Source organism: Bacteroides sp. RCH18 (assembly GCF_058231005.1).
This window is the reverse complement of sequence record NZ_JBIPTC010000002.1, coordinates 1,594,806-1,609,243: the sequence shown is the minus strand read 5'-3', so window position 1 is coordinate 1,609,243 and position 14,438 is coordinate 1,594,806. Positions and strand designations below refer to the sequence as shown.

Sequence of the window (14,438 nt, the reverse complement as noted above, 5' to 3'; positions counted from 1 at the left end):
ATGGCAACTATATATACTACAGATAGTTTAAGAAACCTGTTCCAATCGTCATTCAACTTGACACAATGGTATAGCTTTTCGCAACACTTTTTCAATGTAAGTGAATTGAAGAAGAAACCTGAAAGAATTATTGAGAACACTTCGGATGAGGGCTACTATTTAGGCAACATAAATACTACCGATAGTTACCGTATCGGTTTGTTTCAATATAACATCTCAAAAGGTTCAGTTGCTAACAAGCGTGTGGGGCTTCGCAATCTTGTAAAATCATTTATCAATCCTATTTGGGGTGAGTTTGATGCAGCATTGGTGGTGTTCGACAGTGGCGACCATTGGCGTTTGTCATTCATTTGTGATATTAAGGGCGAAGCGACATCACCCAAACGATATACGTATGTTTTCGGTAGTGATAATCTGCTATACCGAACACCTATTGAGCGTTTCAACTTCTTGAAGAAGAAAGGTGTATCATTTGAGAATTTGAAAATAGCCTTCTCCGTTGAAGCTCTCTCTGATGAGTTCTTTAATAAATACCGTGAACAATACGCTGATTTTATTCAATACATTACAGGCAAGCGGTTCGTTAAAGTAGGTAGCAAGTGGGAAGAAAAGGTGCTTGGCGAGCCTAATGCTGCATTGATGCAAGCATTTGACCACAACGAAAAGAAAATTCGTGATTATGTAAAGAAGATGATGGGACGAATCACCTTCCTACACTTCTTGCAGCGCAAAGGCTGGATGTGTGGCGACCTCAACTACATGCAGAATATGTTTGAGAACTCGGCATACAAGAACGATTATCTTGATTCTGTTCTTGAACCTCTGTTCTTCGGTATATTGAATACTAAACCTGCGGAACGTGAAGCTCTATTTGCTAATTACGGCTGGGATAAGTCTTTGCTTGCCGAGTGGAAAGATATTCCATATCTCAATGGAGGTTTGTTTGAACGTGATACGGAAGATGAGCCAGAGAGCCGTTTCCCTTCTGAATACTTCAAACGCTTGTTCCAATTCTTCAGCGAGTATAATTTTACCATTGATGAGAACGACCCTAATGATGCCGAGGTCGGTGTTGACCCCGAAATGTTGGGTAAAATCTTCGAAAACTTGCTTGAAGACAACAAAGATAAAGGAGCGTTCTACACTCCGAAGGAGATTGTACGCTATATGTGCCAGGAATCGCTTATTGCCTATCTTGAAACCAATACAAGCGTGGCAAAAGATAAGATTCGAAAATTCGTTCTTTCTCCCGAAGATGGTGTAGCTGACATTCCTGATAATAAGAAGCCAAAACTACTTACAGCACTTGAAGAGGTGAAGATTTGCGACCCTGCCATCGGTTCTGGTGCATTCCCTATGGGTTTGCTTAATGAATTGTTGCATTGTCGTGAAGTGTTGAGCGGCAAGCATTATGACCGTGCCGAAATTAAGAAGAGCATTATCCAAAATAATATCTATGGTGTAGATATTGAGAAAGGTGCTGTTGACATAGCCCGTTTGCGTTTTTGGCTTTCAATCGTAGTTGATGAAGAAACACCATCGCCATTACCTAACCTTGACTATAAGATTATGCAAGGTAACTCACTTGTCGAGAGCTTTATGGGTGTTGATTTAAGTAAGCTCACCTACGAAAAGGAGTACAAGAAAGATAAGGGGGAAATATCGCTCTTTGATGATGAGAAGAATCGTTTACAGAAAACCGTATCACATCTGCTATCTTCGTACTACTCTTGTAGCGACCACGATAGAAAGGTGAAGTTACAACAAGAAATTTCCGATACCATCAACAAACAGTTGGAGGAACAAGCATACAACCCTACAATTCTTGGCAAACTCAAAACTATCAATCTTGCTGAGAATAACAAATTCTTCCTTTGGCATACTTGGTTTAGTGATGTATTTTCACGTCCCTCAGACTGCAATGGTTTTGATATTGTGATTGGGAACCCGCCGTATATTACATATAGAGGTAAAGAAAAAAACTCTATTTCAGATAGCGAGTTAAATAATCTAATAGCAACTTATACCCATTCTGCTGAGTATAAGGTAAATAGTTATGCTTTATTTACTGAAGCTGGTATCAATATTTCCAATAATCAAGGTACTATATCTTATATTATCCCAGGCACTATATTACAAAATGATTACCTCAAAAAAATACGAGAGTTTTTAATATGCAGAAATCAAATCAAAGAAATAGTTTCATTCAGCAATAAAGTATTTAATGCTGTAACAGACTCCATTATTCTTAGATGTAAAAAAGGGGTTGTTGAAAATAATACAATGCTATTCAAGCGCGTTTCAGATTTATCTTTAGTACCCATAGAAGAAAAGGAATTTGTTACAGGAGAATGGAATAATTCTAATAAGTTATATGTAATAGATTTGAAGTCTACTTCTACTGATTCTGCTATATTTTCTAAAATGGAAGCATCTGGTATGAAAGTTGAAGATTATTATAAAATATATGTAGGTATAGTTGCTAAAGGTATAAAGCAATTTCTGTCAAATACAAAAGATACAATCTATCACAAGAAATACCTGCAAGGTAAACATATTGCACCATATCAGATTGTTTTCAAATCTGTATACATTAATTTTATACCCGAGTTACTTCACAGCAATACAGACCAATCTGTTTATGAACAGAAGGAGAAGATTCTTGTTCGTAAAACCGGCAATATACTAATGGCTTCTCTTGATAGCGAACAATACTATACAGACCAAAGCCTATATAACCTATATTTAAAACCCAATAAAAGGTATAATAATAGGGTTTTATTAGCGATTCTTAATTCTAAATTATTAAATTATTATTATAATAAAAAGCTAATAACTAACGCAGATGTTTTTCCTTACATTAAAGGTGTGCATTTGAAGATGTTCCCATTACCACATCTTAGTGATGGAGTTGAATCCGAATTGTCAGACTTGGTTGATACAATTATTCGATATAAAAAACAAAATATTGAAACTTCAGTAATATGTAATAAAATAGACAAGCTTGTATATCAACTATATGGACTAACTGATACCGAAATAAAAACTATCGAACAAAGCATCTAAACACGGCAATAGCCTGCAATTCAGCAGGCTATTGCTGTATTTGGACTTTTAACTATAAAGTTTAGCGACAAACTTATTCAATCGTTCCTCCAATTTTTCTGTATCCTCAAATTTAGACTTAAGGGTAATTATTTGCAATACAATATCTTCAACAATCTTACGCTCTTCTGGAGTTGGAATAACTATTGGGAGTGGTTTAAGTTTCTCCAATTTTACTTGAGGAAATACACGCCCACCTTCTTTCACATTTTGTTCATATACATCTCTGATGTATTTAGAATTAAGAATTCCACACAAATATTCATATGAGATTGTATTTTGATATTCAGGCTTTATTAAGCCTGCTTGAATACTACGTCCAAACCAAACTCCCTTATAATCAACTGTACATATTGGGTATGGTGCAGTTTGTCGCCATATTAACTTAGGGAAAATGTTAAAATATTCCTCATTAAGAATCACACGCTCTCCTTCTCGTAATATGATGTTAGTTCTACAAAATCTTGATGTGTGTTCAGAAATAAAGAAACTGTTGATATCCACACCTTTCCAAAACTCCACATCGTTTCTTGACTCTTTTTCTCCTTCATATAATAGTCTTGAACTAAGATCCGACTTGCCTTTTTGCGATAAACCCACTTTAACCCGTTGATAATTAATTCCTGCATCCTTAAACTTAAGTATGGAATCCAATTCTACAATATTCAGAGTCAATTGCTGAATTACTTTTGTAAAAGAGTTGTTCCTTGTTATTGCCCAATAATTTTGTGAAAGAATTTCAAATTTGATGGAATTTAATACCTCCTTAGAATTTTGAACTGATATAATTTGCGTTAAATCAATAAACGATACCTCATTATTTTTATAACTAGCATTTTTGCAGATACATATAGCCACAGGAACCACTGCATCCATAAATATATTTTCACCTAAATCAAGAATCTGCATTATATTAAATTCTAATAGAACTCTTCTTAAATCACCATAACGAGGTTGTCGCAGAAAGGTATTTGGAGTGATATAGCATAGGGAACCGTCTTTTTTACAAATTGATAATCCAAAGTCATAGAAATACTTGTATATATCCTTATACCCATGTGATGTTTTAGGATATAATCTTTCATACAGAGGTACCAACTCGTCTATATTAGCTCCATACGGCGGGTTCCCAATCACAATATCAAAACCATTGCAGTCTGAGGGACGTTATTTTGAAGTTGGATTATCTTTGAGATAGCGAAAGATGGTTGAAGGATTTACTTTGCATCTACGAGCTATTTCTGCTTTGGGCGTTCCAAGCTTAATCCATTGCTTAATCTTTTCTTCTTTTCCTGTAAGTTTATTGCATTTGTTTTTGCTGCCCGTAATTCTTCCCAATTTGCCACCTTCTGCTTTTTTCCGTGCTAAAGCCTCTTTTGTTCGTTGAGAGATAAGGTTACGTTCTATCTCTGCAGATAAGCCAAAAGCAAAGGCCAAAACCTTACTCTGTATATCCTCTCCAAGCCTGTAATTATCTTTAATAGTCCATACTCGACATTCTTTTGTCATACAGATATTGAGTATTTCCATTATCATAAATAAATTACGACCAAGCCGAGAGAGTTCTGCACATATTATCAAATCATCTTTTTGTATTCGCCTTAAAAGTGTTCCGAGTTGCCTTTTGTTATAAGCTTTTGTTCCACTGATAGTTTCTTCTATCCAACCATCAATTTTGATGTTTTCCCTCTCACAGAAGTTATTAATTTCAAATCGCTGATTCTCTACCGTCTGTTTATCACTGCTGACTCTAATATATCCGTAAATCATAATCCTTAAATTATTATTGTTTATACCTTATGAAATATCTCATGGTCATAAGAAAATCTTTTTTTAGGTATTCAATAAGAATATAAAAGGATAAATTCTTAATAAGCAGTGATTTTACACACAATAGATGCTATTTCTTTCTTGAGAGTTCCTCCATTCTTTGTAATATGAATCTAGACTGCTCCTTCACCGCCCTATACATCGAATAATGTGCAAAGGATTCTTCCTTATACTTCACGCTACTAACCGACGCAGTAACAGCCCACGTAACAATGATGACAATAAAGGCTACAACATATCGAAGTTTGATATGATGCCCTCGTATAAACATCCCATTGATATTGGGTGGAATAACCGTTACTGGATTTTTCAACTCATTGATTTTGACAAATATCTCATCCTGCCGTTTTAATATGCTTTCGGTATTTGCTTCGATATTCATACGATTGAGATTATAATCGCAAACGTGCCGATAAAGATATTCAAGAAATTTGGACTTCTGCTTGAATAATTCAATAAGCTTCGGAAACCATAGCGAGAACGGCAATGTGTCCGGCTGTTGCTTCCAGATATGCTTCTTCACCACTGATAACGCATCGTTCCAGCAAGCACAGAAACTTTTGGCGACTCCATTATAAATGGTCTTTTCGTCAAAGTCCACTTTTACAGATTGCTCTGGTTTAGGAGCTGTAGTTTTCTGTTTTTCAATACACACTTTAAGCTCGTTGATACTTTGCCGCAAATTTGCAAGATTTGCTGCTACTACATCTTCTTTCATTATCTTCTACGTTTTGAGGGTTTATAAAAAGGGGCGTTTCTTTGGTTATCCTTATTTTTATCGTCTCGCCATCCCAGTTCATTACTTGTTCCTCCACCTCCACCGGAAATTATGGCTTGATGAGGTTGAACAACCAGTTCCGCTGCCACATTGCCCAATGTAGCACAAAGACTGTTAAAACTTAAATCACGGTCAAGTTTAGAACCGGCTATACTATATTCATTTTGACAGAATGATATGCCACGAATTTTATCAGGGTTATCTGTATGATTAAAGCGTATATCTATACCCTGACCTTTGAGAATGCCAAGAAAATCATTCCATGAACGAGATACAGCCAGTGCATCAAGAGTTGCAGAACGTAGATTATACTTCCGTAATTGATAAGGGCGCAAACGACTCTTGTTTCTGGCTTTACTATTCTTAGGAGCAAAGTACAGTTCATATTCTTTAGTCAAAGCCCGGCATACTTTAGTATTACGTATTCTTTCATTGCTGTCAGAAATAAGTTTGCCATCATTGTCTATCCGGTTAAATACCAAATGACAATGAGGATGTTTCGTGTCGTGATGTCGGGCTATGATATATTGAGTATTGCGAATCCCCATTTGTTCCATCCATTTCTTAGCAATCTCTACCATCAGCGCATCTCCTTCTTCGTTATCAGGAAAACGGCTAATGTCCTGCGAAGAAAAAGCAAGTGATACGTGTTTCACCGAGCTTTTCACTTTCGGGCGCATGGATGCTTGTATCTGAAAAGAATCCGAGATGGCTTTATTGCTAACGGCACAAACTCCTTCATGCGCTATTAGCGTGGCGCACTTTTTCTTGTTCTTTCGGTCATTGGCGTAATTCACGATTCCACCAAAATCGGCTCTTGTTTTAATCTTCGCTATCATGGCAGTTGTTCTTTGCTTGGGAGATAATTCTACTGATTTCTGAGATGATTGAAAAACATTGTTGTTTGACAGTTTCTAAACCATAGGCATTCATCTGATGAGCAATCTGATTGACATTGTTGGCGATGCCGGAAAGGTCACGAATTGCCGATGCCATTTCCGGACTGATGCGCTGGCAGACCGGACAATCCATTGCTGCCTGATGGCAAAATTCATTGACAGACAACCCAGCTTGTTCCGCTTTGGATTGAATATAAATGTAGTCATTCTCGGTAAACATTACCCGAAAACATTTGGTACGTTTCTGATAGCTCGCCAACTTTGGGCGGCCACCAAGTTTCTTTTCCTTTATACTCATATTGATTCTCGATATTGATAAATTGTTTTTTTGAGAGTGGCAGTTCTATCGCTTGCCGCATAGGTTTTAGTGGCACTAAAACACAAACTTGCCACTCAAAAAATCTTCCTATATTTCCCCTGTTCTATTCGGCACAGCTTGCCATCTTTAATAAAGGCTTCTATCCACTTGTTTGCCGTACTTCCATTCTCGCCCAAAGTTAAAACCGCCGCATCATAATCTTTCTTTGTGAAAGTGTCAGGCAACATATTATAAAGAGTGTTCCTTCGTGCATAAACGCCAGTCTCTTGCGAAACGGTATTGAATCGTTTAGACTGATTTCCTGACAAATTCTGATAAATGAATACGGCATGATAAAGCAGGGTGTCGCAAATACTCATGGCTATGAAATAGTCAAACTCATGGCAAACCAATTGTGCAGTCTCGTCTGAAGAAGATTTGTGAATCACATTCTCCAAATGTCGGACAGCGGTCAACACCATCATTATACGATAAGCAATCAGTCCCATCCGTCTGACTACTCCTTGCATCTTGTTATCCACTTCGTCACAACATTCCTCATTCACCCGACTGAAATATTCTATAAAGTGTTCCTGTAAATCGGAGGGAAGAGAAAAGGAATAATTGCCTTGCCTCACAAATTCCTCATGCAAATGGCAGAATTTATCTCCCAACAGTTTGAACATAGCATTCTTGGATTGAGAAATGTCGTTTGTGGCAAACACATTTCTTATACCTCGCTTGAAGCGGATAATATAGAAACAGAAGCGACTCATCAATCCGTTCTCCGCATCAGGTATCAATCTTCTTATCTGTTCGGGCGTTCCAGCCAAAGCTACCGAAACTCTCGGATTAGCTACTTCGCAATACTCCCTGTCCTTGCGCCGACTCAAACTTACCAACTCATGGTGAAATGCCTTTCGCAACACATCGGAATAGTTACCATAGTCCGACTTCAAAGCCTGGCTTAATGTGTCGCCTTCCGATTCAAACAACAGTCCGATTCCGTCATTATCTCCCAATATCTTCAAGAAAGAGCTTGCGCTGCTATTGGCAGGAATGACGAGCATACGCATGGGCGGTTCTGTTGGCATAGTCATTCCATCAGTTTTCTTACCTTTGATATAAGTGTTCATCGCTTCTTTGTATTCCAGTTCCATCCGCTTTGAAAGTTCATGCAAATTACGGTTGATGGGAGCTACAAGCTCTCGGCACAAGGTCAATGCTCCTTTTCCCATACCGGCATCCGCCACCACGAACAGATAAAGATTCGGATAAACAATGCGTTCATCGTACACGCCACATACATTATGAAAGCAGGCTGACAAACACACAATAGCCCCAATCAATATTGTATCACGGTCATCTACTGAAATGGAGTTATTGACAACCTCATTTAGAAAAGGGGGAAGATGTTTAAACACACATTCAGGAAATGCAGGAAGTTCTTCTTCTGATTTTATCCATTTATCCGTTTTACCATTTTGGATATTTGGCAAAATGGATAAATGCTCTTTGAAGAACGGAGCCAATGAGATTCCAGCTTGATTTGCCAAATGGAAGAAAGAACGGATAGTAATGCCTTGCCCTTTGGAGTGCAGACAATGCGTGTATTGTTTATCCGTTTCTTCCTTTTGATAGGTAGGGTAAAACCTGCTGATGCGGTGGTAATACTCCCGCCCGTTCTCTCCCAATCCATCCACAAGCGCAAAGCCCAACTCCACCCAATCTTTATAATGAGGGGCTATATCAATGGCACACTGTTCTATCTCCCGAACAACACTTTCCACATCATCCTCCACCTTATTATATATAGGGGCAATACTTGGTGTATGTGCCTGTTGTATTTCAGAAGGGACATTCTCCCAATCTTGGGCAGAAAATATTTTCTTCGACATCATCTTTGTATTTAGGGTTAATATATGCTTGTGGGTCGTAGGGTAAGAAGCATGAACGAGCCACATCACTGCCGGACATATCCACCAATGGCAAACCTGTCGCTTTGATACAGTTGGTAACAGCCTTGAAGTACCGGGAATGTTCCCAGCCTTTCAAATCAACAGGTATTATCCACTTCAATCCATTACCGGATGGACTGACAAATAACAGTTCTGTATCAAAATACTCATGGTTAAGTAATTGTTGCTTTAACCTCCCTATGTTATCCACATGATCGAAATCCAAACACATCAATCCTGAGTGCATAATCAGTTCCTTTTCATTCCGTTTTCGGAATAATCCCGAAAAAGTACAATAGTCAAAATGGGTGGCTTTGTACCTTTTGGCTTCGGGAGAGGACTGCATCTGCCGCAGGTTCTCGGTTTGTGGTTGGGCATAATGTCCGATGACATAACGATACACATCCACAATACCTATAGCCCTCATCGGTTCGATGTTTTGAATGGGCTTGCGAAAGAATGAAAAGCAATAGTCGGTCGTTTCCATCATCTGATAATCTTTTTAGATTCGACAAATCGTCTGGCTTCTTCCATTAAGTCATCTTGGGTCTTGTGCGATTTGTTCTTCAGCCAATCGTCAATCTCTGATTGCAGGAAAGCCAAAGCCTTGTTTATTTTATGTACGGGAATCTGTTTGGTTGACACCCATCCATAAACCGTTTGTTTGGCAGGATGTGATGGCAGATAAGCACAAAGCTCATCTATATCCATCCACTTGGGTGAGTTACTTGCCTGTTTATGCTGCAAGGCATTCACTTTAGATTGCAGTACTTCTACGGACTCAATCAGGTAGGACAACGCATTCGGCATTTCCTCCAATGAATTTACTTTATAGGCCATTTTTTCTTCGTATTAAAATTTATGCCGCAAAAGTATAGGGATGCTTATAGGTGCTAAATAGGTGCTTGACCGCCACCAATCAACCGCTCATTTACCACTGACAGATTTAAGTTTCATTAATACGAAAATTTATTGGGCAACATAATAAATGGGGAATAAACGACTGTTTGGACTAACACATTCTTTACTGAACACCTCTATACTACAAAATACCCCTCAAAAAGTTGATGCTTCATGAGGGGTAAACGGTGGTAAGTATATGATTGGTATTACATAAGTCGTTGGTGCTCAATGGTGGATATAACCACCACAACCTATAAATCCAAATTTTCTATATGCAGTGTATTGGCGGCTTTCTCTTTTTGTTCGTTTACGATATGCGTATAAATCTGCGTGGTTTTGACGTTAGTATGTCCCATCAAAGACTTGATGGTGTATATGTCAACGCCATTTTCCAGCAACAGCGAAGCATAGCTATGCCGCCCACAATGGAAGGTGATGTGCTTCTTGATACCGGATGCTTCTATCCAGACTTTCAACGGGCGAGAAATCCAAGAGGCATCAGTCAATCCTTCAAAAACAAGTGCTTCATCATCGTCTGGACGTATGCCGCATAGTTGAAGTGCCTGTTGAATGACTGGCTTGTAATCGGGCCTTTTTGTCTTTTGCTGAATTACTACTGCTTGCCATGTACCTTTGCTTGTTTGCTGAATTTGTTTCCATTTCAAAGTTTGAATATCACTATGCCGCAATCCAGTGAGAATAGAGAACAAGAACGCACGTTTCAAAACATCATCCTTGCAAGGAGTATCAACCAACATTTGCACTTCATTCATGGTAAGCGCAACACGAGGCTTCTCTATGTTTGTTATTCCCTTTACTTTCGCGCTTATATCAACGGTCAGATATTCATCAATGAACGCCTGTTTCAGTCCGGCTTTAAGTATGGAAAAATAGGTTGATGCCGTGTTTTGTGAGATAGTACCTTTCTTATTCCCTCCCATTGGAGCACGGAGAAGGAACATCTTTATATCTTCAAGCAGTTTAACGGAAATCGCCTTGAATGGAATTGGTTGCCCTTGTGAATACATTTTCAATAATTCACCTACACGCCTCCAGTTGACTATAATCGAATCGGAACTATTGGGATGACGTGTGCTTATAATACGATTGAAATACTTGATAAAATCCTGTTCGCTCCGCTCATTCTGTGCAGCGATTTCGTTTTCCTTATCAGTGTATAGGATGGCACTATCGTATTCATGCTGCCGTAACTTCCGCACATTGTCGGCATAGATGCAAGCCTCTTGGTCTATCGTTGAACGGCATTGGATAATTCCATTCAAATCACGTTTAGGCTTATAGTTGAATGTTCCATCCGGCAAGATTCGTGCTATGGATGACTTATCCCAAATGGGTGTGGATATAGTTCTGTTGATAGATTCCACCACACGGCTTGCCCGTTTAGAACCTCGCTTATACACTGGGTATGACTCTATAATCAGATACCACTCTTCTTTATAATTCGACCTTCTGAGTTTGACGGTCACTTTGGTATTGGGTAATGCTTTCTTCATAACGACTTATACAATTTATCAATTTCAGATTTGGGAACATAAACATAGTTACCGATTTGGCGTGTAGGAATAGAATGACGGCGTATGTGCTTAAACACACTGCTGTCATTGATATGGAACTTCTTTGCGATCTCTCCGATGGTGTAACAATCTTTGGGTTCAAAGGACAATGCCTCCTTTTTTCTCTTTCTACTCCCTGCCTTTGTTTTGAAGTGTTCATCCATATACTGCCGACTAAGGCGTATCAGACGCTGACCAAAATTGTATGACGGTATCAAGCCTTGCCGTATCATACGATAAAGAACGTCTTTACTAATTCCGTAAATCAGCATAGCTTCCTTTACGGTTAGATACCCCTTACTGGATGGTATTCGTCTAATCAGTGCTTGGCGTATCGCTTCTTTCTCTTTTGCGATTTGTCTTTTCTTATACGCCCTCTTGGAACAAGCAGGGCAACAATACTTCGACACTAATGTCGGAGGAGTAAAGATTTTACCGCACTCCTCGCAACTTCTTTGAATGATGTAATTTCCTCTTGGCATATTCTTCTCGTTTTAAATGGTTTATATCAATTTAAGTTGTACCTTATCGCCAAATAAGACGTGTCGCAAACATGTCGCAAATAAGAGATAAAAAAGCCCATAGAAAACATATAGCAACCATGAACCCCATAAACGCAAAAAGCGTGCAACTCATTGAGCTACACGCTTTTGCTTATTATTTATTATCTGTTTCCTTATCGGAATCATTTGACCTCCTCAAAGATAATTACTACTGTATATCAGTGTATTATATATAACTTGGTACAAATATGATTACTTTACTTCGTTTACTCTATATTTCAGCCTTAGCGAGAATAGAAAAGCTACCGCAAAAAAAACTTTAACTTAGTTTAACCATACTGTTTTTGACGATTTCTATTTTCTCTTGTTTTCAGATAGTCTTCGATATTTTCTCTTATTATGCTTTTCTTTTCATAAGCTATTGATTTGCAAAACGGTATCTATTTTTTCCTTTCGTTTTTTATGAAAAAGTGTTATACCTTTGCATTGAGAAATAAAAAACAATAGGCATGAAGCAAAAACAATATATACTCCATTCTTTGACAATAGAGGTCATTGCGGTGTTGCTGGCTTCAATGATTGCATTTCAAATATGCAATATGCTTAGCATACGAATGAGTTTGCTTCCGTTCGTTATGGCTGTCGGATATGTGATACTGAAACTTCTATATCATCTTTGCATCTCTATAGCAAGATACATTATAGAAACTCCTTTGTCACATTTGGCATTAGCCGATGAAGTGACAGATAAAAAGACTTCGGCTGTTGCATCCTTACATACCCAAGATTGTGTAGAAGTACAAAAAAGGCGTATGGAATTATTCCATTATGAATACCAGCATGAGCAACAACAATACAAGCAACAAAAAGAAAGAGAAGAAGACGAGAAATTAAATGCTATCCTGAAATATACACGAGACACATTCAAGCGTTTTGATTTGGACGAAACAGAGATTTTCCAAATTTGCGAATCTGTCCGCTATTTTGTGACTAATCGTCAAGTGCTTTCCATGACCGAGATTCATATTAAGAAACATAGTTCGCTCACACAAATCTCTTTAAAGAACTTTGCTTGGAACATCGCTTTCCAATATAATATAGGTGGAGATGTAACTACATCATTTGTGATGGCGACATTTGCCGAATGGTTCACTAACTCCACGTTTGACACCGTAAGAAAGAATCTGCGAACTACAACAGGTCGGCATAAAATTGAAATTGACGAAAATATCCTGTCGAAATACGGTATCTAAGCCATTTTTTCGCTTCCAAATAATAATTATTATCGGAAGTTGCTTATGTTATCAGAGTATTTATATAATTTTGGAATAATCTTATAACCTTTTTGTTTATAAGCGGTTCTGCAGATAAGATAAAAATGAGGTAATGATTTGGCAACCGTACCTATTTCCGTGCTTTGCTGTGAGTTGCTTTCATTGTTACTCGTCTTGACACAAAGGTACGAAGATTTTTCTATTCACACACAATCTTCAAAGAAAAAAGAGTGAGAAAAGTGTTACTTACAAATCAATATCAATATAAGATATTTATTATGTATATTTGAATTTAGTTGCTCGTATCTTGTTATATAGTAACATTATTGATTAGCTAATGATTTTTATTGTTTACATACCATTTAACAGTTTCATTTAATCCTTCTTGAAAAGAAACCAATGGGGAATAACCCAATAGCTGCTTTGCCTTATCTATTGAAGCAAAAGAGTGGGGTATATCACCAAGTCTATTTGCCCCATAAATAGGATTTATATCGGAAATTGAAAAATCGTATTGAACCAAACATGATTTTATCTCATTTGCTAACTTGTTGATGCTTGTTCGCCCTCCACCCGCAGTGTTGTAGATTTGGTTTACCGCTTGAGTGTTTGTTGTATTTAATGCAAGCATGTTCATATGAAGCACATTGTCAATGTAAGTAAAATCTCTAGTGTTCAATCCATCACCATTTATCTTTGGCTGCTTGTGATTTAGAAATTGCTTTATAAACAATGGTATTACAGCTGCATACATACTGTTGGGATCTTGTCTTCTTCCAAACACATTAAAATATCGCAGTCCTATATATTCTATTCCATAGGTTTTAGCAAATACATCAGCATATAACTCATCAACATATTTAGTCAATGCATATGGGGATAAAGGTTTTCCGATGTTATCTTCCTTTTTGGGCAAATCAGTATTATCACCATAGGTGGAGCTACTAGCTGCAAATATGAATCTTCTTATATTGCTGTCTCGGGCTGCTACTAACATATTTAGGAATCCTCCAATATTTACATCATTAGTAGTTATTGGGTCATTGATACTTCTTGGTATGCTTCCAAGTGCTGCTTCATGAAGAACATATTGAACTCCGTTGACAGCTCTTACGCAAGTCTCGAAATTACGTATATCGCCTTCTATTAGCTTAAAATTTAGTGGATAACTATCAATGAGGTGCTGAATATTACTCATGTGTCCAGTTGAAAAATTATCAAGGCATACAACATCATATCCATTGAGAACTAGATGTTCACAGAGATTTGACCCAATAAAACCAGCGCCACCAGTTACTAATATTTTTTCCATAAAA

The 14,438-nt window shown here is 37.8% G+C and carries 13 protein-coding genes; 2 read left to right on the top strand and 11 right to left on the bottom strand.

The annotated features are described in order from the left end of the window. A complete protein-coding gene (locus tag ACHLI0_RS21615; protein ID WP_490750004.1) occupies window positions 1–3,066 on the top strand; it encodes an Eco57I restriction-modification methylase domain-containing protein in 3,066 nt (1,021 codons plus the stop codon). 48 nt (window positions 3,067–3,114) lie between these two features. Here ACHLI0_RS21615 and ACHLI0_RS21610 read toward each other — a convergent pair whose 3' ends face one another. From ACHLI0_RS21610 to ACHLI0_RS21565, 10 genes are all read right to left on the bottom strand, one after another. Next, on the bottom strand, window positions 3,115–4,245 hold the full coding sequence (locus tag ACHLI0_RS21610; protein WP_490750178.1) for an Eco57I restriction-modification methylase domain-containing protein: 1,131 nt from the start codon (window positions 4,243–4,245) through the stop codon (window positions 3,115–3,117). A gap of 27 nt (window positions 4,246–4,272) precedes the next feature. After that, entirely contained in the window at window positions 4,273–4,875 is a 603-nt protein-coding gene (locus ACHLI0_RS21605; protein WP_301221357.1) for a master DNA invertase Mpi family serine-type recombinase, read from the bottom strand. Window positions 4,876–5,005: 130 nt separating this feature from the next. After that, window positions 5,006–5,653, bottom strand: a complete 648-nt coding sequence (locus ACHLI0_RS21600; protein WP_490750003.1) for a hypothetical protein — start codon at window positions 5,651–5,653, stop codon at window positions 5,006–5,008. Next, complete coding sequence (locus tag ACHLI0_RS21595) at window positions 5,653–6,552, bottom strand: relaxase/mobilization nuclease domain-containing protein (protein WP_490750002.1); 900 nt, start codon at window positions 6,550–6,552, stop codon at window positions 5,653–5,655. The genes ACHLI0_RS21600 and ACHLI0_RS21595 overlap by 1 nt, the downstream gene beginning before the upstream one ends. Continuing rightward, the gene (locus ACHLI0_RS21590) at window positions 6,536–6,910 is read right to left on the bottom strand and encodes a MobC family plasmid mobilization relaxosome protein (RefSeq protein ID WP_490750001.1); all 375 of its coding nucleotides are present in this window, start codon (window positions 6,908–6,910) and stop codon (window positions 6,536–6,538) included. The genes ACHLI0_RS21595 and ACHLI0_RS21590 overlap by 17 nt, the downstream gene beginning before the upstream one ends. 95 nt (window positions 6,911–7,005) lie before the next feature. Further along, entirely contained in the window at window positions 7,006–8,808 is a 1,803-nt protein-coding gene (locus ACHLI0_RS21585) for a DUF3987 domain-containing protein (RefSeq protein WP_490750177.1), read from the bottom strand. Further along, window positions 8,759–9,358, bottom strand: a complete 600-nt coding sequence (locus ACHLI0_RS21580) for a BT4734/BF3469 family protein (RefSeq protein ID WP_490750000.1) — start codon at window positions 9,356–9,358, stop codon at window positions 8,759–8,761. The genes ACHLI0_RS21585 and ACHLI0_RS21580 overlap by 50 nt, the downstream gene beginning before the upstream one ends. Continuing rightward, window positions 9,355–9,708, bottom strand: coding sequence for a methylation-associated defense system helix-turn-helix domain-containing protein MAD1 (gene mads1, locus ACHLI0_RS21575; RefSeq protein ID WP_004313943.1), 354 nt, complete (start codon window positions 9,706–9,708; stop codon window positions 9,355–9,357). The genes ACHLI0_RS21580 and mads1 overlap by 4 nt, the downstream gene beginning before the upstream one ends. Before the next feature lie 314 nt (window positions 9,709–10,022). Next, window positions 10,023–11,285 carry a site-specific integrase gene (locus tag ACHLI0_RS21570; RefSeq protein ID WP_005818825.1) on the bottom strand — a complete coding sequence of 421 codons (1,263 nt, stop codon included), beginning with the start codon at window positions 11,283–11,285 and terminating at the stop codon, window positions 10,023–10,025. Further along, window positions 11,282–11,827 carry a helix-turn-helix domain-containing protein gene (locus ACHLI0_RS21565; RefSeq protein ID WP_117740245.1) on the bottom strand — a complete coding sequence of 182 codons (546 nt, stop codon included), beginning with the start codon at window positions 11,825–11,827 and terminating at the stop codon, window positions 11,282–11,284. Before ACHLI0_RS21565 ends, ACHLI0_RS21570 begins: the two co-directional genes overlap by 4 nt. Before the next feature lie 530 nt (window positions 11,828–12,357). On the opposite strand from ACHLI0_RS21565, the gene ACHLI0_RS21560 reads away from it, so the two are divergent. Further along, window positions 12,358–13,101 carry a hypothetical protein gene (locus ACHLI0_RS21560; RefSeq protein WP_022331791.1) on the top strand — a complete coding sequence of 248 codons (744 nt, stop codon included), beginning with the start codon at window positions 12,358–12,360 and terminating at the stop codon, window positions 13,099–13,101. A 355-nt stretch (window positions 13,102–13,456) separates the two neighbouring features. On the opposite strand, the gene ACHLI0_RS21555 is transcribed toward ACHLI0_RS21560, so the two are convergent. After that, window positions 13,457–14,434 carry an SDR family oxidoreductase gene (locus tag ACHLI0_RS21555; RefSeq protein WP_057317146.1) on the bottom strand — a complete coding sequence of 326 codons (978 nt, stop codon included), beginning with the start codon at window positions 14,432–14,434 and terminating at the stop codon, window positions 13,457–13,459. Window positions 14,435–14,438 lie beyond the last annotated feature (4 nt).

What these genes read in the sequence shown, in the direction of transcription:
- ACHLI0_RS21615 (WP_490750004.1), top strand. Translation starts at nt 1, where the DNA reads ATGGCAACTATATATACTACAGATAGTTTAAGAAACCTGTTCCAATCG.
- ACHLI0_RS21605 (WP_301221357.1), bottom strand. Translation starts at nt 4,875, where the DNA reads ATGATTTACGGATATATTAGAGTCAGCAGTGATAAACAGACGGTAGAG.
- ACHLI0_RS21600 (WP_490750003.1), bottom strand. Translation starts at nt 5,653, where the DNA reads ATGAAAGAAGATGTAGTAGCAGCAAATCTTGCAAATTTGCGGCAAAGT.
- ACHLI0_RS21595 (WP_490750002.1), bottom strand. Translation starts at nt 6,552, where the DNA reads ATGATAGCGAAGATTAAAACAAGAGCCGATTTTGGTGGAATCGTGAAT.
- ACHLI0_RS21590 (WP_490750001.1), bottom strand. Translation starts at nt 6,910, where the DNA reads ATGAGTATAAAGGAAAAGAAACTTGGTGGCCGCCCAAAGTTGGCGAGC.
- ACHLI0_RS21585 (WP_490750177.1), bottom strand. Translation starts at nt 8,808, where the DNA reads ATGTCGAAGAAAATATTTTCTGCCCAAGATTGGGAGAATGTCCCTTCT.
- ACHLI0_RS21580 (WP_490750000.1), bottom strand. Translation starts at nt 9,358, where the DNA reads ATGATGGAAACGACCGACTATTGCTTTTCATTCTTTCGCAAGCCCATT.
- mads1 (WP_004313943.1), bottom strand. Translation starts at nt 9,708, where the DNA reads ATGGCCTATAAAGTAAATTCATTGGAGGAAATGCCGAATGCGTTGTCC.
- ACHLI0_RS21570 (WP_005818825.1), bottom strand. Translation starts at nt 11,285, where the DNA reads ATGAAGAAAGCATTACCCAATACCAAAGTGACCGTCAAACTCAGAAGG.
- ACHLI0_RS21565 (WP_117740245.1), bottom strand. Translation starts at nt 11,827, where the DNA reads ATGCCAAGAGGAAATTACATCATTCAAAGAAGTTGCGAGGAGTGCGGT.
- ACHLI0_RS21560 (WP_022331791.1), top strand. Translation starts at nt 12,358, where the DNA reads ATGAAGCAAAAACAATATATACTCCATTCTTTGACAATAGAGGTCATT.
- ACHLI0_RS21555 (WP_057317146.1), bottom strand. Translation starts at nt 14,434, where the DNA reads ATGGAAAAAATATTAGTAACTGGTGGCGCTGGTTTTATTGGGTCAAAT.